Genomic DNA, 25362 nt, shown 5'->3' with positions numbered 1-25362 from the left:
CACAGCCGATGCTGCGCATGAAGGACGGAAAGTATCACAAAGAGGGTGAATTCACGCCGATTAGCTGGGAGCAGGCCTTTGACGTGATGGAAGAGAAATTCAAAACGTCCATGAAAGAAAAAGGCCCAGAGTCTATCGGCATGTTCGGCTCGGGTCAGTGGACGATTTGGGAAGGTTACGCCGCCGCCAAATTGTTTAAAGCCGGCTTCCGTTCTAATAACATCGACCCGAACGCGCGTCACTGCATGGCGTCAGCGGTGGTTGGTTTTATGCGTACCTTTGGTATGGATGAGCCGATGGGCTGTTATGACGATATTGAGCATGCCGATGCTTTCGTCTTGTGGGGCGCGAATATGGCGGAGATGCACCCGATTCTGTGGTCGCGCATCACCAACCGTCGTCTGTCCGATCCGAATGTTACCGTCGCGGTGCTCTCCACCTTCCAGCATCGTAGTTTTGAGCTGGCGGATAACGGTATGGTCTTCACGCCGCAAACCGATCTGGTGATCCTCAACTACATCGCTAACTACATCATTCAAAACAATGCGATCAACCAGGATTTCTTTAGCAAGCACGTTAACCTGCGTAAAGGGGTGACGGACATCGGCTACGGCCTGCGTCCAACTCATCCGCTGGAAAAAGCGGCGAAGAATCCAGGTTCCGATGCCTCTGAACCGATGAGCTTTGAGGATTACAAAGCCTTCGTTGCTGAGTACACGCTGGATAAAACCGCCGAAATGACCGGCGTACCGAAAGATCAACTGGAACAGTTGGCGCAGTTGTATGCCGATCCGAAGAAAAAAGTCATCTCCTACTGGACGATGGGCTTTAACCAGCATACCCGCGGCGTGTGGGCCAACAACCTGGTCTATAACCTGCACCTGCTGACCGGTAAAATTTCTCAGCCAGGCTGTGGTCCGTTCTCATTGACCGGTCAGCCTTCCGCCTGCGGTACCGCGCGTGAAGTTGGGACGTTCTCCCATCGTCTGCCTGCGGACATGGTGGTCACCAACGAAAAACACCGCGATATCTGTGAGAAGCACTGGAATATCCCATCAGGGACCATTCCGGCAAAAGTCGGGCTGCATGCCGTGGCGCAAGACCGTGCGCTGAAAGATGGCAAACTCAATGTCTACTGGACGATGTGCACCAACAACATGCAGGCCGGTCCGAACATCAACGAAGAGCGTATGCCGGGCTGGCGCGATCCGCGCAACTTCATCATCGTCTCCGATCCGTACCCGACGGTCAGCGCCCTGTCAGCCGATCTGATCCTACCGACCGCAATGTGGGTAGAGAAAGAAGGGGCTTACGGTAACGCGGAACGCCGCACTCAGTTCTGGCGTCAGCAGATTAAAGCGCCGGGTGAATCGAAATCGGATCTGTGGCAACTGGTGCAGTTTTCCCGTCGCTTCAAAACAGAAGAGGTATGGCCGGAAGAACTACTGGCGCAGAAACCGGAGCTGCGCGGCAAAACGCTGTATGACGTGCTGTTCGCCACGCCAGCCGTGACCAAATTCCCGGTAGCTGAACTGGCTGAAGATCAGCTCAACGATGAATCCCGCGAGCTGGGCTTCTATCTGCAAAAAGGGCTGTTCGAAGAGTACGCCTGGTTTGGCCGTGGCCACGGGCACGATCTCGCACCATTCGACGATTACCACAAAGCGCGCGGTTTACGCTGGCCGGTCGTTGAGGGCAAAGAGACCCAGTGGCGCTACAGCGAAGGCAACGACCCGTACGTGAAAGCGGGGGAAAGCTACAAGTTCTATGGTAAGCCGGACGGCAAAGCAGTCATCTTCGCGCTGCCATTTGAACCTGCCGCTGAAGCGCCGGATAAAGAGTATGACCTGTGGCTTTCCACTGGACGTGTGCTGGAGCACTGGCATACCGGCAGCATGACGCGTCGTGTGCCTGAACTGCACCGCGCCTTCCCGGAAGCGGTGCTGTTTATCCACCCGCTGGATGCAAAAGCGCGCGATCTGCGCCGTGGCGATAAAGTCAAAGTGGTTTCCCGCCGTGGCGAAGTTATCTCGATTGTTGAAACGCGCGGGCGTAACCGTCCGCCGCAGGGGCTGGTATACATGCCGTTCTTCGATGCCGCACAACTGGTGAACAATCTGACGCTGGATGCGACGGATCCGCTCTCCAAAGAGACGGATTTCAAGAAGTGCGCTGTGAAACTGGCGAAGGTGTAACGCGTTATGTCCCGGTCAGCAAAACCCCAAAATGGCCGCCGCCGCTTTCTGCGCGATATGGTTCGCGCGGCGGGCGGGCTGGCCGTCGTTGGCGTGGCGCTGGGGTTACAACAGCAAACCGCACGTGCAACCGGCGTGCGGTTACGCCCGCCTGGCGCATTGAGCGAGGAGGCATTCGCCAGCGCCTGTGTGCGCTGCGGTCAGTGCGTTCAGGCATGCCCGTATGACACGCTGAAACTGGCGACGCTGGCCTCCGGGCTGGCAGCAGGTACACCGTATTTTGTCGCCCGCGATATTCCTTGCGAAATGTGTGAGGACATTCCGTGCGCCAAAGTCTGCCCCAGCGGCGCGTTGGACAAGGAAATTGAATCCATTGACGATTCGCGTATGGGGCTGGCGGTACTGCTGGATCACGAAAACTGCCTCAACTATCAAGGGCTACGCTGCGATGTTTGCTATCGCGAGTGCCCGAAAATCGATGAGGCTATCACCCTTGAGCTGGACCGCAATATGCGTACCGGCAAGCATGCGCGGTTTATTCCAACCGTCCATAGCGATGCCTGTACCGGCTGCGGGAAATGCGAAAAAGTCTGCGTACTGGAGCAGCCAGCAATAAAAGTGCTGCCGCTGTCGCTGGCGAAAGGGGAGTTAGGACACCATTACCGCTTCGGTTGGCTGGAGGGGAATAATGGCAAATCGTAAACGTGACGCCGGGCGTGAAGCGCAGGCAAAAAAAGGGTGGTGGAAGAGTCATCGTTGGCTGCTGCTGCGTCGTCTGAGTCAGTTTCTGATACTGGCGATGTTCCTGAGCGGCCCGTGGTTTGGCGTATGGATCCTGCATGGCAATTACAGTGGCAGCCTGCTGTTGGATACTGTCCCATTCACCGATCCGCTAATTACGCTGCAAAGCCTGGCCAGCGGACACCTGCCGGCAACGGTTGCGTTAACGGGGGCGGTCGTCATCACGGTGCTGTATGCCCTTGCGGGTAAGCGTCTGTTTTGCAGCTGGGTTTGTCCGATGAACCCGGTCACCGATTTAGCCAGTTGGTTACGCAGAAGGTTTGACCTGAATCAGTCCGCTACCCTACCGCGCTATATACGGTATGTCCTGCTGGTGGTTATCCTGGTCGGTTCCGCCTTGACCGGTACGCTGCTGTGGGAATGGATAAATCCCGTCTCTCTGCTCGGACGGAGTCTGATAATGGGATTTGGCAGTGGAGCGCTGCTGATTCTGGCACTGTTTTTATTTGATCTACTGGTCGTTGAGCATGGCTGGTGCGGGCATCTCTGCCCACTGGGCGCACTGTATAGCGTAGTGGGAAGTAAAGGCGCATTAACCGTTTCGGCAAAAGAACGTAACAGATGTAACCGCTGTATGGATTGTTTTCATGTTTGCCCGGAACCGCATGTGCTACGTGCGCCGGTGCTGGATGAGCAAAGCCCGGTGCAGGTAACCAGTCGCGATTGCATGGCCTGCGGTCGCTGCGTGGATGTCTGTTCTGAGGATGTTTTTACAATAACAACACGATGGAGTTCGGGAGCGAAATCATGAAAAGCCATGACCTGATTAAAAAGCTGAGTCAATGGACGGCCCTGCTTGCCCTGGTCGTCAGTGGGGCCGTTTGGGCTGCAAACGGAGTGGACCTAAGCCAGTCACCGGAAGTCTCAGGGACGCAGGAAGGGGCGATTCGCATGCCGAAAGAGCAGGAGCGTATGCCGCTGAACTATGTGAATCAACCGCCAATGGTTCCGCACAGCGTTGAAGGGTATCAGGTGACGACCAATACTAACCGCTGCCTGCAGTGCCACGGTGTGGAAAGCTATCGCACCACCGGCGCGCCGCGCATCAGTCCGACGCACTTTATGGACAGCGACGGCAAGGTATTGGCTGAAGTCGCGCCGCGTCGTTATTTCTGTCTGCAATGTCACGTCCCGCAGGCTGACGCTGCGCCGATTGTTGAAAATACCTTCACCCCCTCGAAAGGTTACGGGAAATAAGAGGTCATTATGGAAAATTCTAACCGTAAACCAGGCTGGATTAAGCGCGTCTGGCAATGGTGGCGTCGCCCCAGCCGTCTGGCGCTCGGCACGCTGTTGTTAATCGGCTTTGTGGGCGGCATTATTTTCTGGGGCGGCTTTAATACCGGTATGGAAAAGGCCAATACGGAAGAGTTCTGCATTAGCTGTCACGAAATGCGCAATACGGTGTACCAGGAATATATGGAAACCGTACACTACAACAACCGCAGCGGTGTGCGTGCGACTTGCCCTGATTGCCACGTCCCACATGAGTGGGGCCCGAAAATGATCCGTAAGATCAAGGCCAGTAAAGAGCTGTACGCGAAGGCGCTGGGGTTAATAGATACACCGCAGAAATTTGAAGATCATCGTCTGACGATGGCGCAAAATGAGTGGCGGCGTATGAAAGATAATAATTCGCAAGAGTGTCGCAACTGTCACAACTTCGAGTTTATGGATTTAACCGCCCAGAAAGGCGTTGCGGCCAAAATGCATGACCAGGCCGTGAAAGACGGGCAAACCTGTATTGACTGTCATAAAGGGATAGCGCACAAACTGCCTGATATGCGCGAAGTCAAACCGGGCTTTTAACAGGATGTAGATAACCAGGTATGCTTGAAGCCAGAGAATTACTTTGCGAGCGGGATGACAGAATACTGTTCAGCGATCTGTCATTTCGCGTCAACGCAGGGGAATGGGTACAAATTACCGGCAGCAACGGCGCGGGGAAAACCACTTTACTGCGGTTGCTTACCGGGCTGGCGCGTCCCGACGCAGGGGAGGTTTGCTGGCAAGAGCAACCCCTGCATCACGTGCGGGACAGCTACCATCAGCAATTGCTGTGGATCGGACATCAGCCGGGGATAAAAACCCGGCTTTCGGCGTTGGAGAACCTGCGTTTTTTCCATCACGATGGCGACATCGCACAGTGTCTGGACGCGCTGGCGCAGGCGGGACTTGCCGGATACGAAGATATTCCGGTGAATCAACTTTCCGCCGGACAACAGCGGCGCGTGGCGCTGGCCCGTTTGTGGCTGACCCGCGCCCGGCTGTGGATCCTTGATGAACCCTTTACCGCCATTGATGTAAACGGCGTTGAGCGACTGACTCAGCGTATGGCACAGCATACGGAACAGGGCGGTATTGTCATTCTCACTACCCACCAGCCGCTTAATGTTGAGACCAATAAAGTGCGACGTATTGCGCTGACCAGCGAGAGGGCAACGCAATGATGTGGCGAATCTTCCGTTTAGAACTGCGAGTTGCGTTTCGTCATAGTGCGGAAATCGCCAATCCTTTATGGTTCTTTCTGATTGTTATCACGTTGTTTCCTCTGAGCATTGGGCCGGAGCCACAGCTGCTGGCGCGTATTGCGCCAGGCATTATCTGGGTTGCGGCGCTGCTGGCGTCATTGCTGGCGCTGGAGCGCTTGTTTCGTGATGACTTACAGGACGGAAGCCTTGAGCAGTTGATGCTGCTGTCGCTGCCGCTTCCGGCGGTCGTGCTGGCGAAAGTGATGGCGCACTGGGTCGTAACCGGTTTGCCGCTGTTAATCCTCTCTCCGCTGGTGGCATTACTGCTGGGCATGGATATGTACGGCTGGAAAATTATGGCGCTGACTTTGCTGCTCGGCACGCCGACGCTGGGTTTTCTCGGCGCGCCTGGCGTAGGTCTGACGGTGGGTTTAAAGCGCGGCGGCGTGCTGTTAAGCGTGCTGGTTCTCCCGCTTACTATTCCACTACTGATTTTTGCGACCGCGGCGATGGATGCGGCCTCCATGCACTTGCCTGTTGAAGGATACATGGCGATTCTGGGGGCGTTGTTGGTAGGCAGCGCCACGTTAAGCCCGTTTGCCACGGCTGCGGCGTTACGGATCAGCGTGCAGTAATGCGACAGGATTTGCAGGCCGGGCAAGGCGCTCCGGCAAAACGGATATTCATTAATGGAGTCTGGTGACTGAACTATGTGGAAGACACTTCATCAATTGGCGATGCCCCCTCGGCTCTATCAGATCTGCGGCTGGTTTATTCCGTGGCTGGCGATTGCCAGCGCGGTGGTACTGATAACCGGATGGGTGTGGGGCTTTGGCTTCGCGCCAGCTGATTATCAGCAGGGACAGAGCTATCGCATCATTTATCTGCACGTTCCGGCGGCAATCTGGTCGATGGGAATTTATGCCTCGATGGCTGTTGCGGCGTTTATCGGCCTGGTCTGGCAGATGAAAATGGCCAATCTGGCGCTGGCTGCGATGGCGCCCATTGGCGCTGTGTTTACCTTTATTGCGCTGGTGACGGGGTCCGCATGGGGCAAACCGATGTGGGGAACCTGGTGGGTCTGGGATGCCCGACTCACCTCTGAACTGGTGTTGCTGTTTCTCTACGTTGGCGCCATTGCATTGTGGCATGCGTTTGACGACCGCCGCCTGGCAGGGCGTGCCGCCGGTATTCTGGTGTTGATTGGTGTGGTCAACTTACCGATTATTCACTACTCGGTCGAGTGGTGGAACACGCTGCATCAGGGGTCAACCCGTATGCAGCAAAGCATCGATCCGGCAATGCGCGCACCGCTGCGTCTGGCGATTGTCGGTTACCTGTTGCTGTTTGTCACGCTGGCGCTAATGCGCATGCGTAACCTGATTTTGATGATGGAAAAACGCCGCCCGTGGGTGAGCGAACTGATCTTAAAAAGAGGCCGCCAATGACCCCTGCATTTGCATCATGGAGTGATTTTTTCGCGATGGGCGGTTACGCCTTGTATGTCTGGCTGGCTGTTGCCATGAGCGTTATTCCGCTGCTGGTGCTGGTGCTGCATTCAACATTACAGCATCGCGCAATCTTACGCGGCGTGGCCCAGCAGCGGGCGAGGGAAGCGCGCATGCGCGCAGCGCAAGTACAACGGGAGGCGGCGTGAATATTCGACGTAAAAATCGGCTATGGATAGCCTGCGCGGTACTGGCAGGTCTGGCGTTGACCATTTCGCTGGTGCTCTACGCGCTGCGTTCCAATATCGATCTGTTTTACACCCCGGGAGAGATACTCTACGGTAAGCGCGAGACACAGCAGATGCCTGAAGTCGGTCAGCGTCTACGCGTGGGTGGGATGGTGATGCCGGGCAGCGTGAAGCGCGATCCGCAATCGCTAAAAGTAACTTTCAGCATCTATGACGCCGAAGGTGTGGTGGATGTGACCTATGAAGGCATTTTGCCGGACCTGTTCCGCGAAGGGCAGGGGGTTGTTGTTCAGGGCGAGCTGGACAAGGGAAATCATGTGCAGGCTAAAGAGGTTCTGGCCAAACATGATGAAAATTATACCCCGCCGGAAGTTGAAAAAGCGATGCAGGAAAACCACCGTCGCCCGGAAAGTGTTTATAAGGATAAAACGTCATGATGCCGGAAATTGGCAATGCGCTGTTGTGCCTTGCGCTTGGCGTTGCACTACTGCTGTCGGTCTATCCGTTGTGGGGCGTGGCGCGCGGCGACGTGCGGATGATGGCCTCAGCACGGCCCTTTGCCTGGGTCTTGTTTATCTGCGTGATGGGAGCGTTCCTGATTCTGGTTAATGCCTTCGTGGTTAATGACTTTACCGTGACCTACGTCGCCAGTAACTCCAATACCCAGCTTCCTGTCTGGTACCGGGTGGCAGCGACATGGGGCGCGCATGAAGGTTCGCTGCTGCTGTGGGTGCTACTGATGAGCGGCTGGACGTTCGCCGTCGCGGCGTTCAGCCAGCGCATGCCGCTGGACATTGTCGCCCGCGTGTTGGCGGTGATGGGGATGGTCAGCGTCGGCTTCCTGCTGTTTATCCTGTTTACCTCTAATCCGTTTGCCCGCACGTTGCCCAATTTCCCTGTTGAAGGGCGCGATCTGAACCCGCTGTTGCAGGATCCGGGACTGATTTTCCATCCGCCGTTGCTGTACATGGGGTATGTCGGTTTCTCGGTAGCTTTCGCGTTTGCGATCGCCGCGTTGATGAGCGGGCGTCTGGACAGCACCTTCGCTCGCTTTTCGCGTCCATGGACGCTGGCGGCGTGGGTGTTTCTGACGCTGGGGATTGTACTCGGTTCGGCCTGGGCCTATTACGAGCTGGGCTGGGGCGGCTGGTGGTTCTGGGATCCGGTTGAGAACGCCTCCTTTATGCCATGGCTGGTGGGCACAGCCCTGATGCACTCGCTGTCGGTAACCGAACAGCGCGCCAGCTTCAAAGCCTGGACGCTGCTGCTGTCAATCTGCGCCTTCTCGCTGTGCCTGTTGGGGACTTTCCTTGTGCGCTCCGGCGTACTGGTTTCGGTGCATGCTTTCGCCTCTGACCCGTCGCGAGGGATGTTTATACTGGCCTTCATGGTGCTGGTGATTGGCGGTTCCCTGTTGCTGTTTGCAGTGCGTGGGCATAAGGTTCGCTCGCGGGTAAACAACGCGCTGTGGTCGCGTGAATCGCTGCTGTTGGGCAACAACGTCCTGCTGATCGCCGCTATGCTGGTGGTGTTATTGGGCACGCTACTGCCGCTGGTGCACAAACAGCTTGGGCTGGGCAGCATTTCGATTGGCGAGCCGTTCTTCAATACCATGTTTACATGGCTGATGGCGCCGTTTGCGCTGCTGCTGGGCATTGGGCCATTAGTGCGCTGGGGCCGTGACCGACCGCGTAAACTGAAAACGTTACTGATTATCGCGTTTGTCACCACGCTTATTCTGTCGCTGCTGCTGCCGTGGCTGTTTGAGAATCGTATTGCCGCCATGACGGTGGTGGGGCTGGCGATGGCGTGCTGGATTTTTGTGCTGGCCATGTCCGAAGCGTACCTGCGCATTTCTCGTGGAACGAAGCTGACGCCCAGCTACTGGGGGATGGTATCGGCTCACGTTGGGCTGGCGATTACCATTGTTGGTATTGCCTTTAGCCAGAATTACAGCGTGGAACGCGATGTCCGTATGAAAGCGGGTGATAGCGTCAGTATCCATGACTATCAGTTTACTTTCCGTGAAGTGAAAGATATTACCGGACCAAACTACCGGGGCGGAGTCGCCATTATTGGCGTCACGCGTGATGGTAAACCGGCAGCCACGCTGCATGCGGAAAAACGTTTCTATAACAGTACCAGTTCGATGATGACCGAAGCGGCGATTGACGGCGGGTTCACGCGCGATCTGTATGCTGCGCTGGGTGAAGAGCTGGATAACGGCGCATGGGCTGTACGTTTGTATTACAAACCGTTTATTCGCTGGATTTGGGCCGGAGGATTGCTGATGGCGCTGGGCGGGGTGTTCTGCCTGTTTGATCCACGCTATCGCCAGCGCACGCGCCCTCGCGCCGCGGTGCAAAAAAAAGCGTCGGAGGCTGTATGAAGCGCAACGCACTGTTAATTCCGTTTATTATTTTTCTCATTATTGCGGCGGCGCTGCTGTGGCAGTTAGCGCGTAACGCGCAGGGAGACGACCCTACTAATCTGGAGTCGGCGTTGATCGGCAAACCTGTTCCGACGTTCCGCCTGGAATCGCTGGAAAACCCGGGTCAGCATTATCAGGCCGATGTGCTGACGCAGGGCAAGCCAGTGTTGCTGAACGTCTGGGCGACCTGGTGTCCGACCTGTCGCGCCGAGCATCAGTATCTGAATCAGCTGTCTGCGCAAGGCGTGCGGGTAGTGGGTCTGAACTATAAAGACGATCGTCAGAAAGCCATTGTCTGGCTGAAAGAGCTGGGCAATCCTTACTCATTAAGTCTGTTTGACGGCGACGGTATGCTCGGCCTCGATCTTGGCGTGTACGGCGCGCCGGAGACATTCCTGATCGACGGGAAAGGTATTATTCGCTATCGCCATGCCGGTGATCTTAACGCCCGGGTGTGGGAAAGCGAGATCAAACCGTTGTGGGACAAGTACAGTAAGGAGGCTGCGCAATGAGATTTTTATTGGGCCTGCTGATGCTGGTTATCTCGGGATCCGCGCTGGCGACTATCGACGTAATGCAGTTTAAGGATGAAGCGCAGGAGCAGCAGTTCCGCCAGCTTACCGAGCAACTGCGTTGTCCTAAGTGTCAGAACAACAGCATTGCCGACTCTAACTCAATGATTGCCACCGACCTGCGGCAGAAAGTGTACGAACTGATGCAGGAAGGCAAAAGTCAGAAAGAAATTGTTGACTATATGGTGGCGCGCTACGGTAACTTCGTCACTTACGATCCGCCGTTAACTCCGCTGACCGTGCTGCTGTGGGTGATGCCGGTGGTAGCCATTGGTCTCGGGGGCTGGATTATTTTCGCCCGTACTCGCCGACGCGTGCGGGTGAAACAAGAAGAGTTTCCTGATGACATCATCCCGGATGGCAAGCGCGGTGGATTCGGACTCTTTGTGCCCGGCATCGTGGTGGCGCTGGTGGTCGGCGCGGTGAGCTATTACCAAACCGGGAACTATAAACAGGTGCAGGTCTGGCAACAGGCCACCGCTCAGGCACCTATGCTACTGGAGCGGGCATTGGATCCAAAAGCCGACCCGTTGAATGAAGAAGACATGACGCGTCTGGCGCTGGGGCTGCGCACTCGCTTACAGGCCGATCCAGCAAACGTTGAAGGCTGGATTATGCTTGGACGCATTGGCATGGTGCTCGGCAACGCCAGCACGGCTACTGAAGCCTATGCCAATGCTTATCGGCTGGATCCGAAAAACAGCGATGCGGCGCTGGGCTATGCGGAAGCGCTGACCCGTTCATCCGATCCTGATGATAACCGTCGGGGCGGGGAGCTGTTACGTCAACTAATACGCGGCGAACATGCCAACGTGCGCGTATTGAGCATGTACGCGTTTAACGCTTTCGAACAGCAGCGCTTCGGCGAAGCGGTTGCGGCGTGGGAGATGATGCTGAAATTATTACCCGCCAACGATACCCGTCGGGCGGTAATAGAACGCAGTATTAAACAGGCAATGGAGCAGCTAACGCCGCAGGAGAAGTAAGAGTGGAAGATGCCGGATGGCGACGCAACGCGTCTTATCCGGCCTGGCGATGCACGTGACGTGTAGGCCCGATAAGCGTAGCGCTATCGGGCAATATCTGGTTATTGCATACCGCGCGTTTGCAAAAACAGAATAGTGGCAGCAACGCGAGAGCGCACGTTGAGTTTGCGCAGCAGGTTGCGAATATGCACCTTCACCGTCTGTTCGGAAATATTCAGCACTGAAGCAATCTGTTTATTCGACAGCCCCTGAGCCAGTTCATGCAAGACATCCAGCTCGCGTTCGGTGAGAATGCTGAACGGATCTTCTTGTGCGCCGAACAGGTCGCGTTCGCGCAGATATTCACTGACGCGTGTACTGAACGCTTTACCGCCTTTGGCTCCGCTGCGAATGGCTTCCAGCAGGACTTCAGGATCGCTGTCTTTGAGCAAATAACCATCCGCACCCGCGTCAATTAGGGCGTATACATCGCTGGCGGCATCCGAAACGGTCAGAATGATAATTTGTGCGGTCACACCGTCCCGACGCAGCGCATTCAGGGTATCCAGCCCACTCATACCTTTCATATTGAGATCCAACAGGATCACGTCAAGGTCCAGACGGTTTGCCAGATCGATCGCACTTGCGCCGTCACCTGCTTCAGCTACTACGTTAAATGCGGGATCCAGTTGCAATAATTGACTAATTCCCCGCCGCATCAGTGGGTGGTCATCGACAATCAGCACCCGAAAAGGCGTTGCTTCAGGCATACTATTCTCCTGAGTTTTATTAGTATCATTATTGTTTTCAGCGCATCAATCGTCCAGATTCATCGCGCTGATGAGAGGATAAATTTTACCCCAATTTGTGCATGGGTAAGTAGTAAAACCTGTGCTGAAGAGAGGGAGAATACATGGACAATGTGATGCTCAAGAACGGTAAGACGCCGGGAGGGGGCTGGGGGGCGGGTGGAAAATGGCAGCAGGCTATGGCATAACTTTTCAGTATCTGCAATCGGGCCGATCCTGCATACGGTTACGGTTCTGTCAGTAATGTATAGTTACAGCGCCTTATTGAGAACCAACGTTCACAAATGGTTATGGTGTAACAATCTGGAGCATTGAGGATCGACCCGTACGTCTTTACGCATCAGCCGTCGTTCTTCATCAGGAATGGGTACCCAGGTACAAAAACGTTACCCACGTTCTGATATTGTTGAGTTTAAAATTGATTGATGAAATAGAGGGCGCGTGATGCCCGTTTATTTATTGTTGCTGTTCTTTTTTTGCTGGTTTCATCCAGGCATCATTGTATTTAATATTCCCTCTAACATAATTCCATTCAATGTCACGGAATCTAAGACCTACTACCTCATGCATATTAGGAGATGAACTACCGGGGTAGTAGACATGTGTAAAATCTACAGAGGATATAACGACATCTTCCAGAGTAATATTATAAATCTCTACTTCGATCCCTGCTTCTATAGTCTCATAATATTTAATGACTGCCTTTTGCAGTCTCTTCCCTTCACAAACAGCTACAGCCAGGTAAGGGCTGACTTTATCAAGTTGCTTATGCACAATTACGGGATTATGCTGCCTACAGCCTGTCATGCTGCCAGTGTTGCTATCAACAGGCTGTCTCACACCGTAACTACTATTCATGACTTCTATAGCACCTTCACGGCCTAAGGATAAACAATCTCCCGGAATCTGCATTCCGTTTTCATCATATAAGAATAAATAAGCTGGTAATGACATGATTAATAGTTTCCATCGTTATCTATAAAGAATGAATCTGAATAGCTTTTATTATTGAGAGAATAAGATATATTATATATATATCCGTGCTTTAATTTAATTTTAAAGCAAGTGTCAGGATATTTTAGAGAGATTCCATCATCTGCTTTAATAACTGTATATTTCCTGCCAGGCGAATAGTAGATACTATAACGCTCTAAAACATCTGTTTTATTTACAGTGAAGCAAATAGTATCGCCTTGTTTAAAAACACTACGTTGCTGTGGAACTGGTACACCTCCACCGGGGCAGCCTGACAGAAGAAATATTAAGGGAATAATAGTTGATTTTTTCATCCGGGAAATCCTTTCATAACAGCTTTGTATTTTGATATTAAAGAATAAACTGATTCATTAGGATTGTAATCTCTGTATACAGATAAATATGAGGTGCCACTATTAAATCCATATGTGAGAAGTAACCAATAATCACTGGCTATTGATGCTTGCTGTTCTAATCCGTAATGAAGAAAATCAGCCTTATCTAAACTGTAACTGTAATCAGCGAAACGAGAGAACAAACCTCTGGTTCTGACAAACATTCCCTTCTGTGCTTGCCAGGCGTGAACCATCTCATGCATGAATCTGTGCTTTTTCTGTATGTCACGTTCCAAAGAGAAATCAGGTGAATAAGTTCCCTCTCTAAACCAAAGTTCACCGTTTGGCGTCATGGCAACATTTACGGGTTGCATATTGAAGGGGAGATAGCTTTCAAGGTGTACCCACACCTTGCTATAGATAATACTTCCACCAAACAGCGTCCTGGCTAGTGCAATCTCTCCTATTGTAAGTTGCCTGACCCCTCCGGGGACTATGGGAGTTCCCGACGTGGGGTTTATTGTCCAGTCTACGGGCATAGCATATCCATATTATTTGTATTGTTTTATGCGCTAATCGTACTCCTACCCTAAAGCATTGGGAATGTTTCTTTCCGGGATAAATTCTGAATTCTTTAAAATTAAATTATTATAAATCATCTGTTTACTGAATAAATCAGCCTTGTCATTACAAAGTGAATGCAGGGTATTATGATTGGGCTGGGGCCTGTGTGACTTTGAAATTTTCTCGGTTTAATTCTCTTTGGGAAGCGATCTGTACGCGGTTTATTTGGCTGCACAGAAAACAGTAAGTGATAATTCATATTAAAATTTTGTTGGTTATTTGTTGTTAATATTGGCTGGGCACAAATATTGTGTAAAAATGGGCATTAACAGTATTTCTTTTTCTATTTTAATTTATCTTTTTCTTTTTGATAACATTTCACTAATAAATAAATATTATATCAAATTCATTGATTTCAAGTGGTTAAGCATGTGGTCATGAAAATTAATTTCATACGCGGTGTTTTTGTTTTCGAATGAAGTAATACATAGCCGGACAATTAAAATATTTATTCATTTTAAACTGAATTTTTTGTTAGTTCTCACCTAAAACTAAGCTTACATTGCTTTACGTTAAAACATGCATGATAAATGCAATAATAGTTAAGGTGATGGCGTTCTTATGAAAAACAATAAATTAACTCTGACTTTGTCGTTAGTGATGCTGTTTTCCATTAAAGCACTGGCTGCTTCTGAGAGTGTGGTAACAGCAGGATATGTACATACAAATTTAGAAGGGAAAACCTTAAATGGATTAAATGGCAAATTTGGTTACACACCAGATAAAAGTGATTTAGGGGTTATAAGTTCTCTAACTATCTCTGGAAATAATGATAACGATATTGATCGTGGTTATGGTTCGGCCTTACTAGGTGTAAGTTACCGCGTTAGCGATATTGTGAAACCTTATGTCATGGTTGGTGTGGGACGTGGTGCTATTAAGAACGATGGCGACACAGATACGTCTACAGGCTTTGCATATGGTGCAGGTATCCAGTTAACCCCCATTTCTGGCTTCACTGTTGATGCTGGTTACGAAGGTTCTAAGGTTTTTGGTTCACAAGCTAATAACGTGGTTATCGGTGCCGGGTGGAGATTCTGATGAAAAAGTTAATTCTGTTATTGGTCACAGTTTCTTCTGTCTCCATGCTTTCTGGTTGTGTTAGTCAGGCAGAACGTCTTAACCGTTGTCAGGCCATGGGCATAGATCGCAATGTTTGCTATCAAGAGGATATGGCTAATCAGCGCAACTATCAGACCAACTATTCTATCGAAAGGGCTGGAGAGACTCAGGCGCAAGCTTATAAAGACGCGAGTCCTTATCATAAGAAGCAGAAAGTATCCAAATTAGGCAAGCTTTTTGGTTTGGATGATGATTGATAGTTAAATCATGAGAACAAAAATGGCGCGTGTCAACGCGTGCCAGAAAGATCTATCAACTGGCACTATACTATGAACTGCAGTTTCTTCGTCCTTTCTCCCTGGAACCTCCATCCGCAGCTATTCGCGGGCAGCCAGGGGGCGGGTACAACATTTAACGGCTTTCTTCCCCAGTAATTCCCCGTTACTTCCCCGTTCAGAATACAGGCATAAAAAAACCAACCACAAGGGTTGGTTTTTTGGGATTTTTGGTCGGCACGAGAGGATTTGAACCTCCGACCCCCGACACCCCATGACGGTGCGCTACCAGGCTGCGCTACGTGCCGACGCTATGGCTGACAATACTACTGCTTTCCAGCGTGAATGCAAGAGGATGGTTTGCTAACTGATTTATAATTAATCAGTTAGCAATAAATCGTTTCTCATCCGTCAGAACTTGCAGCAGCAGGCTCAGTTGCGGTTTCTGATCTTTTATCTTCTCACCGTGTAAATCATAGGTCTGATAGTTACCGTTGTTGTTAAGCACCAGCGTCATCTCTGGCGTGGTAATCGCCAGCGTGCTGCCGTCGGCGGCGGTAACCCAGTAATGGCGGCGGGTTGCATTAAACAAATCCTGGCCCTGCGAGTACTCGTTAGCTGGCGTGCTGACGTGGAGCAGACGTTGCATGAGCGTCGTCATCAGGTCCGTATGATCGGTCAGGCTATTGATGCGCTGAGCAGGTGTTCCCGGCCAGTGAATAATCAGAGGAACCTGCAGATGACCGCGCGACCAGGCAAAATTGTTCTCTTCCTGAGTCAGCGGTACGCCCCGACCCGCGGTAATAATCACCACCGTGTTGTTCAGTTTACCGGAGTCGCGCAGGGCGCTAAGGATCCGGTTAATGTTGGCATCCACATCCTGAGCGGCATTGGCGTAGCGTTTGGCAAAGTTCTTCTGGTTACTGTCGTTCAGGTTCGTCCCGTTAAAGGAGACCCAGGAGAACCAGCGGTTATCTTCCTGCGCGTAGCGGCCCAGCCAGTTGATCCACTGGCTGGCGGTCTGCTCGTCAGACTGCGTTTGCACGCTCGGCATAGAGAAATCTGACAGTAGCGCCTGGCGATAAAGTGGGCTGGTAAAGCCATCCGAGGAGAATAGCCCCAACTGATATCCCTGCTGGTTCAGTGCAGAGATCAGCGCCGCAGGCGTTCGGGTCGACAAAATGCCGTCCATATAGCTTGGAGAAACGCCATAGAACAGGCCAAAAATCCCGTTATCCGTGGTGTTGCCTGTGCTCATGTGACGCGTAAAGGCGATATTCTGCTCAGCGAATTCAGCCAGCGCTGGCATCTGTTTTTCAAAACGGGAGTAGTTCAGGCCGTCTACGGTGATCAGCAGAACGTTCTGTCCGGTTCCCATATCGCGGTAGCGCAGTTCGCTGAGCGGGTACTGCACGGAAACCGCTTCCGGGTTTCCCTGCTCGATCAGGCGGCGTTGATATTCTTGCGCATCCAACAGACCATGTTTTTCCAGAAACTTGCGTGCCGTCATCGGGTAGGAGAGCGGCAGGTTCGCGCGTTGCATGGTAATAGGGCGATAGAAATTGGCGTCTGCCCAGATGTACACCACATGCGAGGCGATAAAGGAAACGAAGAAGAATGCGGCTAACGGTTTAGCAAAATGGCGACGACGCGTCAGGCTGCGTAGTTTTTGCCAGCTCCAGGTCGCAAACAGCATTTCGATTAACAGAATAACCGGCACGCTGATAAACATCAGTTGCCAGTCACGCGCCGCTTCATTCTGGTCAGGGTTAATGACCAGTTCCCAGACGATCGGGTTAAGGTGCAGGTGGAAGCGGGTAAAAACTTCGCTGTCGATTAACAACAACGTCATGCCAGCCGTCGCCAGGATTGCTGATAAGAATCGCATCAGCCTCTGGGACATGACGATAAACGTCAGGGGAAACAGGATCAGCAGATAGGTGGCAAACACCAGGAAGCTAAAATGCCCGACAACGCTCAGGTAGGAATAAACGCGCCCTGCAAGCGTAGTCGGCCAGTCGGCGACAAACAGGTAACGGCTACCGAGTACCATGGCCAACAGAATGTTGAACAAAGCAAACCAGTGCCCCCAGCTAACCATCTGGGAGACTTTCTCACGGTAGCGCTGACGATGAGTTACCATAAACTGTTGTTCGTTTCCCCGGATCAGGCTCTTAATGCGCTTGGTCGTCGTTTACCGAAGACTGTAATGCGCGGGCAAAAGAGTTGGCAATCGCCTGGCGCTGGGCCGGTGCGATGCTTGTATTGATAAGGTTAGTCACCATGTTTCCCAGTACCATTAGGGAAAGATCGGTCGGCGCCTTATGTTTTTCCAGTACGTTGAGCATCTCATTCAGCAGTTGTTCAACGTGTTCGTCACTATAGCGGGAAATTTGTGGCATAAATCGAAATCAGTCTGTTCATGAAAGGGCAACATATTACCGTACGGACAGTTTTTTTTCTGCTTTTTTATCTTCTATTGCGTCACTGCCCGGCAGGTGGTTGAATACCGCCCGGTCTAAAAGGAGAGTTTATCATGAGTCTGGATATCAACCAGATTGCCCTGCACCAGCTTATCAAACGTGATGAGCAAAACCTTGAGCTGGTCTTGCGCGATTCATTACTGGAACCGACAGCGACCGTTGTCGATATGATGGCTGAACTGCATCGGGTGTATAGCGCCAAGAATAAAGCCTATGGCCTGTTCAGCGAAGAGAGCGAGCTGGCGCAAACGCTACGTTTACAGCGTCAGGGTGAAGAGGATTTTCTGGCCTTTAGCCGTGCCGCGACAGGGCGTTTGCGGGACGAGCTGGCGAAATATCCTTTTGCCGATGGTGGTATTGTCTTGTTCTGCCATTACCGCTATCTGGCGGTAGAGTATCTGTTGGTGGCCGTACTGAACAATTTAAGCAGCATGCGCGTCAATGAAAATCTGGATATCAATCCGACGCACTATCTGGATATCAATCATGCGGACATCGTGGCGCGTATTGATTTAACCGAGTGGGAAACCAATCCGGAGTCCACACGCTATCTGACGTTCCTGAAAGGGCGGGTAGGGCGCAAAGTCGCCGATTTCTTCATGGACTTTCTCGGCGCCAGCGAAGGTCTGAACGCCAAAGCGCAAAACCGCGGTCTGCTGCAGGCGGTTGATGACTTCACCAATGAGGCGCAACTGGATAAAGCCGAGCGCCAGAACGTGCGGCAGCAGGTGTACAGCTACTGCAACGAGCAGCTACAGGCCGGTGAAGAGATTGAGCTGGAGTCGCTGTCTAAAGAGCTTTCCGGCGTCAGTGAAGTCAGCTTCAGCGAATTCGCTGCTGATAAAGGCTATGAGCTGGAAGAGAGCTTCCCGGCGGATCGCAGTACGTTGCGCCAATTAACCAAATTTGCCGGCAGCGGCGGTGGGTTAACCATTAATTTTGACGCCATGCTGCTGGGCGAGCGTATTTTCTGGGATCCGGCTACAGATACCCTGACCATCAAAGGTACGCCGCCGAACCTGCGCGACCAGCTCCAGCGCCGCACGTCGGGCGGGAAGTAAACCGTTAATGCCGGATGGCTGCGTAAAGCCCTATCCGGCCCACGGATAAACTCCATAAAAAAACCCCGCCGAGGCGGGGTTTTCTTCAACGTCCAGGCGATTACGCGCGAACGAAGTCGATGTGAGTCAGCTTCGGCTTGAAAGCGTGACGCTGTACAGCCTGAGCTTTAACTTTAACTTCTTTACCGTCAACAACGATGGTCAGAACTTCGCTGTAGAATTCAGCTTTAGCTTGCATGTTCATAACTGCATCGTGATCCAGTTCGATAGCAATCGGGGCTTCTGCGCCACCGTAGATGATTGCCGGGAACTTGTTAGCGGCACGCAGGCGGCGGCTCGCACCCTTACCCTGCTCTTTACGTACTTCAGCGTTGATAGTAAACATTTAAATCTCTCTTTAATAATTCCTGCTACAGGCGACCCAGCAACAGGTAAGTGATCTGCTTTGCGTATGCAAAAGCGGGCGAGATTCTATACTCAAACGGCTGGTACATCAATCAAAAGTACAATTAACCGCGTAATTCATGTGCCCGGCGAAAGCGACCTTCATAATCGAAGACCTTTTCACGCACCTGCCAGTACTGACCTTTCATGCGCGCAACCACGAAATCAGGATGGCGTAACAGCGCCTGCTGGGCGAGGATATCGGCGGCGGTTATCCAGCGTAAGGGAATACCGGGGGTACGGGTGTGCGGGCGAATAAACAGTTGTTCGAATGCCGTACGCTGCGCGGGAGTGTGTAGACGAAAGCGTTCGCTGACGTCGGCCCCGTCTTCATCGTAATAGGTGATTTTTAGCCATTCGCCTTTTTCATCCTGGCCATTTTGTAACACCATACCGCTACAGCGCAGGACCAGCGCATCTTTTAGCCTCAACGCCGCTTTCAGCATATCATCCGGGTCGACCAGCACCGTATCGCATTCACGGCAGCGGCGGGCGGCAATGTCATTTTCCGCGTTGCACTGCGGGCAATTTTTAAAACGGAAACGGAAGTCGCACTGTTCGCGATGACCGTCATCATCTTCAAACCATCCCTGGCAGCGGCGACCAAAATGTTCAATCAGCGTGCCGTCAGCCGTTGTTTTACCCCAGAAGGTGTTGGCAAATCCGCAGGCAGGGCAGAACACCTGTACCGGCACGTTGTCGCTTTTTCCCTTCGGCGCACCCACTTCCGGGGCGTACAGATCGTGGGGATTACCCGCGTAATCGAGGATCAGACAGTCGGTTTTACCAGGGGCCAGGCGCAGTCCGCGACCAACAATTTGTTGGTACAGGCTGACTGATTCCGTCGGGCGCAGAATGGCGATAAGGTCGACGTGTGGGGCATCGAAGCCGGTAGTCAGGACCGACACATTCACCAGATAGCGAAAGCGCTGGGCTTTAAACTCTTCAATCAGTACGTCACGCTCCGCGCCTGGCGTATCTCCGGTAATAAGCGCGGCATCGTCAGCAGGCAGCAGGCCCAGAATTTCTTTGGCGTGTTCAACGGTGGCGGCGAAAATCATCACCCCTTTGCGCGTCTGGGCAAACTCAATAATCTGGCTGATGATATGCGGCGTGATTCGCTGCTGCTTTTTTAATTCCCGATTAAGGTCCGCCTCGCTGAACAGGCCGTTACTTTGTGCCTGCAGGCGGCTGAAGTCATACTGCACGACCGGCATGTCGAGGCGTTCCGGCGGCGTCAGGTAGCCGTGTTTAATCATATAGCGCAGCGGTAATTCATAAATGCAGTCGCGAAACAGCGCTTTTTCATCGCCGCGCACCATTCCGTGATAATGAAAGTGGTAAATCCAGCCTTTACCCAGACGAAAAGGCGTGGCGGTAAGCCCCAGCAGGCGTAAGTGGGGATTGACGTTGGTCAGGTGAGTGAGGATTTGCTGATACTGACTCTCTTCATCATCACCGATGCGGTGACATTCATCGACGATCAGCAGGGAAAACTCTCCCTGAAAGGCATCCAGATTACGCGCCACCGATTGTACGCTGCCAAATACCACTTTTCCGTGGCTCTCTTTACGCTTCAGCCCGGCGGCAAAAATATCGGCCTCCAGCCCCAACGCGCAATATTTGGCGTGGTTTTGCGCGACCAGCTCTTTGACGTGCGCCAGTACCAGCACGCGACCACGCGCCACGCGGGCCAGTTCCGCTATCACCAGGCTTTTGCCCGCGCCGGTTGGCAGGACGATAACCGCCGGCGTGCGGTGGTGGCGAAAATGGTTGAGCGTGGCGTCCACGGCTTCTTGTTGGTACGGGCGAAGAGTAAAAATCATGGGCTCACTAAGGTAAACAGTAACAATGAATAGTATGCCATGAATCATTTCCCTTGAGGGATGGTGTAACGCCGCTATACTGGGCGGATAACAGTCCCACTTTTCGGGCGCAAACCCGATTCTCGTATTTTTACAGGCAAAAATCACACTCATGCGACTTGATAAATTTATCGCTCAGCAACTCGGCGTCAGCCGCGCTATTGCCGGGCGTGAGATCCGTGCTAACCGCGTTACCGTCGACGGTGAAATCGTCAGAAATAGCGCCTTTAAGCTGCTGCCAGAACATGACGTCGAATATGACGGCAATTCCCTGATTCAACAGAATGGCCCGCGCTATTTTATGCTGAATAAGCCGCAGGGCTATGTTTGTTCAACGGATGATCCGGATCACCCGACGGTTCTTTATTTCCTCGATGAACCCGTCGCACACAAATTACATGCGGCAGGCCGTCTGGATATCGACACCACCGGACTGGTGCTGATGACCGATGACGGACAGTGGTCGCATCGCATCACTTCGCCACGTCACCATTGTGAGAAAACCTATCTGGTGACGCTGGAATCGCCGGTGGCGGATGATACCGCCGAGCAGTTTGCCCGTGGCGTACAACTGCATAACGAAAAAGACCTGACAAAGCCGGCCGTGCTGGAAGTCATTACGCCAACTCAGGTGCGATTGACCATAAGCGAAGGGCGCTATCATCAGGTGAAACGCATGTTCGCCGCCGTGGGGAACCACGTTGTAGAACTGCACCGTGAACGGATCGGCGCCATTAAGCTTGATGATGACCTTGAGCCTGGCGAATACCGTCCATTAACTGAAGAAGAAATTGCCAGCGTTAACTTAACCCCGCGTTAATCTCAGGAGCTAAATGTGACCACCCGGCAGAACTCGTCAATTGCCATTGTCTTTATCCTTGGCTTGTTAGCCATGCTGATGCCGTTGTCGATTGATATGTATCTTCCGGCGCTGCCTGTTATCTCTGAACAGTTTGGTGTGCCTGCCGGTAGCGCGCAGATGACCCTCAGTACCTATATTTTAGGTTTTGCGGTGGGGCAGTTGCTGTATGGTCCAATGGCAGACAGCATTGGGCGTAAGCCGGTAATACTGGGCGGAACGCTGGTGTTTGCGGCGGCGGCAGTTGCTTGTGCGCTGGCGCAAACTATCGATCAACTGATCATAATGCGTTTCTTCCATGGTCTGGCGGCTGCGGCGGCGAGCGTGGTTATCAACGCCCTGATGCGCGATATCTATCCGAAGGAAGAGTTCTCGCGCATGATGTCATTCGTCATGTTGGTCACCACGATAGCGCCATTGCTGGCGCCCATTGTGGGCGGCTGGGTGCTGGTATGGCTGAGCTGGCACTATATCTTTTGGATCCTCGCCGTGGCGGCTATTCTGGCTTCAGTGATGATCTTTACGCTGATCAAAGAAACATTGCCCGTAGAGCGTCGCCAGCCGTTTCGCTTGCGCACTACTCTTGGCAACTTTGCCTCGTTGTTTCGTCATAAGCGCGTACTGAGCTATATGCTGGCCAGCGGGTTCAGCTTTGCCGGAATGTTTTCTTTCCTTAGCGCCGGGCCTTTTGTCTACATTGAGATTAACCATGTTTCACCGCAGCATTTCGGTTACTACTTCGCGCTGAATATTGTTTTCCTGTTCGTGATGACCATCATCAACAGCCGCTTTGTTCGCCGGGTTGGGGCATTGAATATGTTCCGTGCGGGGCTGTGGATCCAGTTTGTGATGGCGGGCTGGATGGTTTTCAGTGCGCTATTCGGGGTAGGTTTTTGGGCGCTGGTGGTGGGCGTGGCGGCATTTGTCGGCTGCGTGTCGATGGTGTCATCTAACGCGATGGCGGTCATCCTGGATGAATTCCCGCACATGGCGGGAACGGCATCATCTTTGGCGGGGACGTTCAGATTTGGCATTGGCGCTATTGTTGGGGCACTGTTGTCACTGGCGACTTTTAACTCGGCCTGGCCGATGATTTGGTCGATAGCGTTTTGCGCCACCAGCTCTATTCTCTTCTATCTCTACGCCAGTCGCGCTAAAAAACGGTGATCTAATACACAACCTGGAGGTCATAAGGCCTCCAGAGTTGATGTATATCAACCGCAAATCTATCAATTCTCCTGCTTATGTTTATTTTATGTAAAATCAATTTATGTAAAAAGTCACATCATTGTAGTTAAAAAGGTTGAGTTAGATCGCAGAAACGAGTACATATAGCCCGGAAATTTGCCAGAACCATTGAATAAATTTAAATACCTGGTTCGGAAAGCAGCATATGGACATGGGTGTAAACGTTTACCAACTGTTTAAAGACGTTTTGTCAATGATGTGTTAATATTGATGTAAAATAATTGTGAAGTGATTGTGCTTCCAGGGAAAGAAAGTGATGACATTACAACTCTCAATCGTTCATCGTCTGCCGCAGTGCTATCGTTGGTCGGTGGGTTTCGCAGGTTCGAAAGTTGAACCGATTCCGCAAAACGGCCAGAGCAATGAGAACAGCCTGGTGGCGCTCAAATTGCTCAGCCCGGATGGTGATAGCGCGTGGTCAGTCATGCATAAACTCAGCCAGGCCCTCAGTGACATTGAGGTTCCTTGTTCCGTTCTGGAATGCGAAGGGGAGCCGTGCCTGTTTGTGAATCGTCAGGATGAGTTTGCTGCGACCTGCAGACTGAAAAATTTCGGCGTGGCAATCGCAGAACCTTTTTCAAATAACAATCCGTTTTGAGCGTCAGCTTAGCGCGAGCAGCTGACGCGTATAGGCCTGTTGTGGCGCGTTGAATACGTGCTCGCATTGCCCCTGTTCCACAACTTCTCCCTGCCTTAGCACAATAACCTGATGGCACAACGCGCGTACGACATGCAAATCATGGCTGATAAAAATATAGGCCAGACGATGCTTTTCCTGTAAGGACTTTAACAACATCAGGATTTGCGCCTGTACGGTCCTGTCGAGTGAGGATGTCGGCTCATCCAGAATGATCAGCGAAGGTTTTAGAATCAACGCCCGGGCAATGGCTATGCGTTGACGTTGACCACCGGAAAACTCTGCGGGATAACGATGTCGCGTTTCGCTATCCAGCCCCACTTCCGTCATGACCGCTTTCACCTGCGCTTCACGTTGTTCGGCAGTAAGTGTCGGTTGATGAACGCGTAGTCCCTCCTCAATAATTTGTAGCACGCTTAAACGTGGGTTTAGCGAGGAGTTAGGATCCTGAAATACCACCTGAATGCGGTGACGTACGGGTAACAGCTGGCGACGATTTAAGGTATGCAACGCCTGGCCATCGAACACAATACTCCCCTGCGATGTGATTAGCCTCAGTAGCGCCAGCCCGGTGGTGCTTTTCCCGGAACCTGACTCACCGACCAGCCCCAGCGTTTCACCGGGCCGCAGGGAAAAACTGACGTCGTTGACCACGACGTTATGGTCTACTACGCGCTTCAGAATGCCTTTGCGGACAGGGAAGGCGACGCGGAGTTTTTCCACTTCCAGCAAGGGAGCTTGCCCTACAGGTAAGGGGACCGGGTCACCGGAAGGTTCGCTGTTTAACAATTTCTGCGTGTACGGATGCGAGGGCGCAGAGAGCAGTTGTGCGGCACGATTTTGCTCAACGCACAGGCCGTTTTGCATGACCGCCACGGTATCGGCCAGCTTTTTCACAATGCTGAGGTTATGGGTGATGAACAGTAATCCCATGTTCAGCTCTCGCTGTAACTCCCGCAGCAGTTGCAGGATCTGCGCCTGGACGGAGACATCCAGCGCGGTGGTGGGTTCATCGGCAATCAGCAGTTCTGGCCGCGTTAGCAGCGCCATGGCGATCATCACTCGTTGGCGCTCACCGCCGGACAACTGGTGCGGGTAATCTGCGAGACGTTTGGCCGCCTGACGGATCCCGACGCGGTCCAGACAGGTTAGAATCTCTGCCCGGGCGGCCTCGCGACGCATTCCCCGATGCAGCGATAGCACCTCGTAAAGCTGTTTTTCCAGGTTGTGAAGCGGGTTCAGTGACACCATCGGCTCCTGGAAAATCATGGCGATTTTGTTCCCTCGTACGCCGCGAAGCGTCTGCTCGTCGGCGTGAAGCAATGATTCACCATGGAAACGAATATCACCGGCAAGATAGACCGCAGGAGGGGACGGTAATAAGCGCAGAATAGAAAGCGCGGTCACACTTTTCCCTGAGCCAGATTCGCCCACCAGCGCCAGCGTTTGCCCGGCATCAACCCGCAATGAGAGAGTGTTGACCACGGTGCGCACACTCTCCTGGTGGCGAAAACCTACCGATAAATTCTCAATAGCTAACAGAGGTTGTGTCAT

General features: G+C 52.4%; 28 protein-coding genes and 1 tRNA gene. 19 read left to right on the top strand and 10 right to left on the bottom strand.

What is annotated here, in order from left to right:
* The 13 genes from napA to KQJ18_RS06790 form a co-directional block, all read left to right on the top strand.
* Window positions 1-2195: nitrate reductase catalytic subunit NapA (gene napA / locus KQJ18_RS06850; protein ID WP_216421713.1), on the top strand; the 2195-nt coding region annotated here is incomplete at its 5' end.
* Window positions 2196-2201: 6 nt separating this feature from the next.
* Window positions 2202-2897 carry a ferredoxin-type protein NapG gene (gene napG / locus KQJ18_RS06845; RefSeq protein ID WP_038642189.1) on the top strand — a complete coding sequence of 232 codons (696 nt, stop codon included), beginning with the start codon at window positions 2202-2204 and terminating at the stop codon, window positions 2895-2897.
* Window positions 2884-3747, top strand: a complete 864-nt coding sequence (napH, locus tag KQJ18_RS06840) for a quinol dehydrogenase ferredoxin subunit NapH (protein ID WP_085047852.1) — start codon at window positions 2884-2886, stop codon at window positions 3745-3747. Before napG ends, napH begins: the two co-directional genes overlap by 14 nt.
* Complete coding sequence (gene napB, locus KQJ18_RS06835) at window positions 3744-4193, top strand: nitrate reductase cytochrome c-type subunit (RefSeq protein WP_038642185.1); 450 nt, start codon at window positions 3744-3746, stop codon at window positions 4191-4193. Before napH ends, napB begins: the two co-directional genes overlap by 4 nt.
* Window positions 4194-4202: 9 nt before the next feature.
* Window positions 4203-4805: a cytochrome c-type protein NapC gene (gene napC, locus KQJ18_RS06830; RefSeq protein WP_003027548.1), complete on the top strand. Its 603-nt coding sequence runs from the start codon at window positions 4203-4205 to the stop codon at window positions 4803-4805.
* Window positions 4806-4825: 20 nt separating this feature from the next.
* Entirely contained in the window at window positions 4826-5446 is a 621-nt protein-coding gene (gene ccmA, locus KQJ18_RS06825) for a cytochrome c biogenesis heme-transporting ATPase CcmA (RefSeq protein ID WP_038642182.1), read from the top strand.
* Complete coding sequence (ccmB, locus tag KQJ18_RS06820) at window positions 5443-6102, top strand: heme exporter protein CcmB (protein ID WP_038642180.1); 660 nt, start codon at window positions 5443-5445, stop codon at window positions 6100-6102. The genes ccmA and ccmB overlap by 4 nt, the downstream gene beginning before the upstream one ends.
* Window positions 6103-6177: 75 nt before the next feature.
* Window positions 6178-6915, top strand: coding sequence for a heme ABC transporter permease (locus KQJ18_RS06815; protein WP_006683732.1), 738 nt, complete (start codon window positions 6178-6180; stop codon window positions 6913-6915).
* On the top strand, window positions 6912-7124 hold the full coding sequence (ccmD, locus tag KQJ18_RS06810; protein WP_085047853.1) for a heme exporter protein CcmD: 213 nt from the start codon (window positions 6912-6914) through the stop codon (window positions 7122-7124). Before KQJ18_RS06815 ends, ccmD begins: the two co-directional genes overlap by 4 nt.
* Complete coding sequence (gene ccmE, locus KQJ18_RS06805) at window positions 7121-7600, top strand: cytochrome c maturation protein CcmE (RefSeq protein WP_038642175.1); 480 nt, start codon at window positions 7121-7123, stop codon at window positions 7598-7600. The genes ccmD and ccmE overlap by 4 nt, the downstream gene beginning before the upstream one ends.
* The gene (locus KQJ18_RS06800; protein WP_216421711.1) at window positions 7597-9552 is read left to right on the top strand and encodes a heme lyase CcmF/NrfE family subunit; all 1956 of its coding nucleotides are present in this window, start codon (window positions 7597-7599) and stop codon (window positions 9550-9552) included. The genes ccmE and KQJ18_RS06800 overlap by 4 nt, the downstream gene beginning before the upstream one ends.
* Window positions 9549-10106, top strand: a complete 558-nt coding sequence (gene dsbE / locus KQJ18_RS06795) for a thiol:disulfide interchange protein DsbE (protein WP_003834613.1) — start codon at window positions 9549-9551, stop codon at window positions 10104-10106. The genes KQJ18_RS06800 and dsbE overlap by 4 nt, the downstream gene beginning before the upstream one ends.
* Window positions 10103-11152 (top strand): cytochrome c-type biogenesis protein CcmH, encoded by a 1050-nt coding sequence (locus tag KQJ18_RS06790; RefSeq protein WP_038642171.1) that lies wholly within the window; start codon window positions 10103-10105, stop codon window positions 11150-11152. Before dsbE ends, KQJ18_RS06790 begins: the two co-directional genes overlap by 4 nt.
* 101 nt (window positions 11153-11253) lie before the next feature.
* On the opposite strand, the gene narP is transcribed toward KQJ18_RS06790, so the two are convergent.
* The 4 genes from narP to KQJ18_RS06770 form a co-directional block, all read right to left on the bottom strand.
* Entirely contained in the window at window positions 11254-11901 is a 648-nt protein-coding gene (gene narP, locus KQJ18_RS06785; protein ID WP_016153764.1) for a nitrate/nitrite response regulator protein NarP, read from the bottom strand.
* Between the two features lie 495 nt (window positions 11902-12396).
* On the bottom strand, window positions 12397-12894 hold the full coding sequence (locus KQJ18_RS06780) for a type VI secretion system tube protein Hcp (RefSeq protein ID WP_121529294.1): 498 nt from the start codon (window positions 12892-12894) through the stop codon (window positions 12397-12399).
* 2 nt (window positions 12895-12896) lie between these two features.
* On the bottom strand, window positions 12897-13229 hold the full coding sequence (locus KQJ18_RS06775) for a putative T6SS immunity periplasmic lipoprotein (protein ID WP_069323424.1): 333 nt from the start codon (window positions 13227-13229) through the stop codon (window positions 12897-12899).
* On the bottom strand, window positions 13226-13789 hold the full coding sequence (locus KQJ18_RS06770) for a hypothetical protein (protein ID WP_048211134.1): 564 nt from the start codon (window positions 13787-13789) through the stop codon (window positions 13226-13228). The genes KQJ18_RS06775 and KQJ18_RS06770 overlap by 4 nt, the downstream gene beginning before the upstream one ends.
* Before the next feature lie 646 nt (window positions 13790-14435).
* Here KQJ18_RS06770 and KQJ18_RS06765 point away from each other — a divergent pair.
* Window positions 14436-14915 carry an Ail/Lom family outer membrane beta-barrel protein gene (locus tag KQJ18_RS06765; protein WP_216421710.1) on the top strand — a complete coding sequence of 160 codons (480 nt, stop codon included), beginning with the start codon at window positions 14436-14438 and terminating at the stop codon, window positions 14913-14915.
* Window positions 14915-15193 carry a hypothetical protein gene (locus KQJ18_RS06760; protein ID WP_150345216.1) on the top strand — a complete coding sequence of 93 codons (279 nt, stop codon included), beginning with the start codon at window positions 14915-14917 and terminating at the stop codon, window positions 15191-15193. The genes KQJ18_RS06765 and KQJ18_RS06760 overlap by 1 nt, the downstream gene beginning before the upstream one ends.
* A 249-nt stretch (window positions 15194-15442) precedes the next feature.
* Here the strand turns inward: KQJ18_RS06760 and KQJ18_RS06755 are convergent.
* The 3 genes from KQJ18_RS06755 to KQJ18_RS06745 form a co-directional block, all read right to left on the bottom strand.
* A tRNA-Pro gene (locus KQJ18_RS06755) sits at window positions 15443-15519 on the bottom strand.
* Between the two features lie 74 nt (window positions 15520-15593).
* Window positions 15594-17354 (bottom strand): LPS biosynthesis-modulating metalloenzyme YejM, encoded by a 1761-nt coding sequence (yejM, locus tag KQJ18_RS06750; protein WP_038642064.1) that lies wholly within the window; start codon window positions 17352-17354, stop codon window positions 15594-15596.
* 31 nt (window positions 17355-17385) lie between these two features.
* A complete protein-coding gene (locus tag KQJ18_RS06745; protein ID WP_003027506.1) occupies window positions 17386-17613 on the bottom strand; it encodes a YejL family protein in 228 nt (75 codons plus the stop codon).
* Between the two features lie 134 nt (window positions 17614-17747).
* Between KQJ18_RS06745 and yejK the strand changes: the two genes are divergently transcribed.
* The gene (yejK, locus tag KQJ18_RS06740) at window positions 17748-18755 is read left to right on the top strand and encodes a nucleoid-associated protein YejK (protein ID WP_006683753.1); all 1008 of its coding nucleotides are present in this window, start codon (window positions 17748-17750) and stop codon (window positions 18753-18755) included.
* 100 nt (window positions 18756-18855) lie between these two features.
* Here yejK and rplY read toward each other — a convergent pair whose 3' ends face one another.
* A complete protein-coding gene (gene rplY, locus KQJ18_RS06735) occupies window positions 18856-19140 on the bottom strand; it encodes a 50S ribosomal protein L25 (RefSeq protein ID WP_006683755.1) in 285 nt (94 codons plus the stop codon).
* Window positions 19141-19264: 124 nt separating this feature from the next.
* On the bottom strand, window positions 19265-21025 hold the full coding sequence (locus tag KQJ18_RS06730; protein WP_085048254.1) for a DEAD/DEAH box helicase: 1761 nt from the start codon (window positions 21023-21025) through the stop codon (window positions 19265-19267).
* Between the two features lie 151 nt (window positions 21026-21176).
* Between KQJ18_RS06730 and rsuA the strand changes: the two genes are divergently transcribed.
* The 3 genes from rsuA (at window position 21177) to KQJ18_RS06715 (ending at window position 23769) form a co-directional block, all read left to right on the top strand.
* The gene (rsuA, locus tag KQJ18_RS06725; protein WP_061382086.1) at window positions 21177-21884 is read left to right on the top strand and encodes a 16S rRNA pseudouridine(516) synthase RsuA; all 708 of its coding nucleotides are present in this window, start codon (window positions 21177-21179) and stop codon (window positions 21882-21884) included.
* Window positions 21885-21899: 15 nt separating this feature from the next.
* Window positions 21900-23090: a Bcr/CflA family multidrug efflux MFS transporter gene (locus KQJ18_RS06720; protein ID WP_042307254.1), complete on the top strand. Its 1191-nt coding sequence runs from the start codon at window positions 21900-21902 to the stop codon at window positions 23088-23090.
* Window positions 23091-23424: 334 nt separating this feature from the next.
* A complete protein-coding gene (locus tag KQJ18_RS06715; protein ID WP_029139605.1) occupies window positions 23425-23769 on the top strand; it encodes a YejG family protein in 345 nt (114 codons plus the stop codon).
* A gap of 3 nt (window positions 23770-23772) precedes the next feature.
* Here the strand turns inward: KQJ18_RS06715 and yejF are convergent, their stop codons facing one another.
* A complete protein-coding gene (yejF, locus tag KQJ18_RS06710) occupies window positions 23773-25362 on the bottom strand; it encodes a microcin C ABC transporter ATP-binding protein YejF (protein ID WP_087857387.1) in 1590 nt (529 codons plus the stop codon).

Origin of the sequence: Citrobacter sp. S55_ASV_140 (assembly GCF_018919505.1) — a bacterium.
Lineage (GTDB): Bacteria > Pseudomonadota > Gammaproteobacteria > Enterobacterales > Enterobacteriaceae > Citrobacter > Citrobacter werkmanii.
This window is presented reverse-complemented; position numbering and strand designations above follow the sequence as displayed.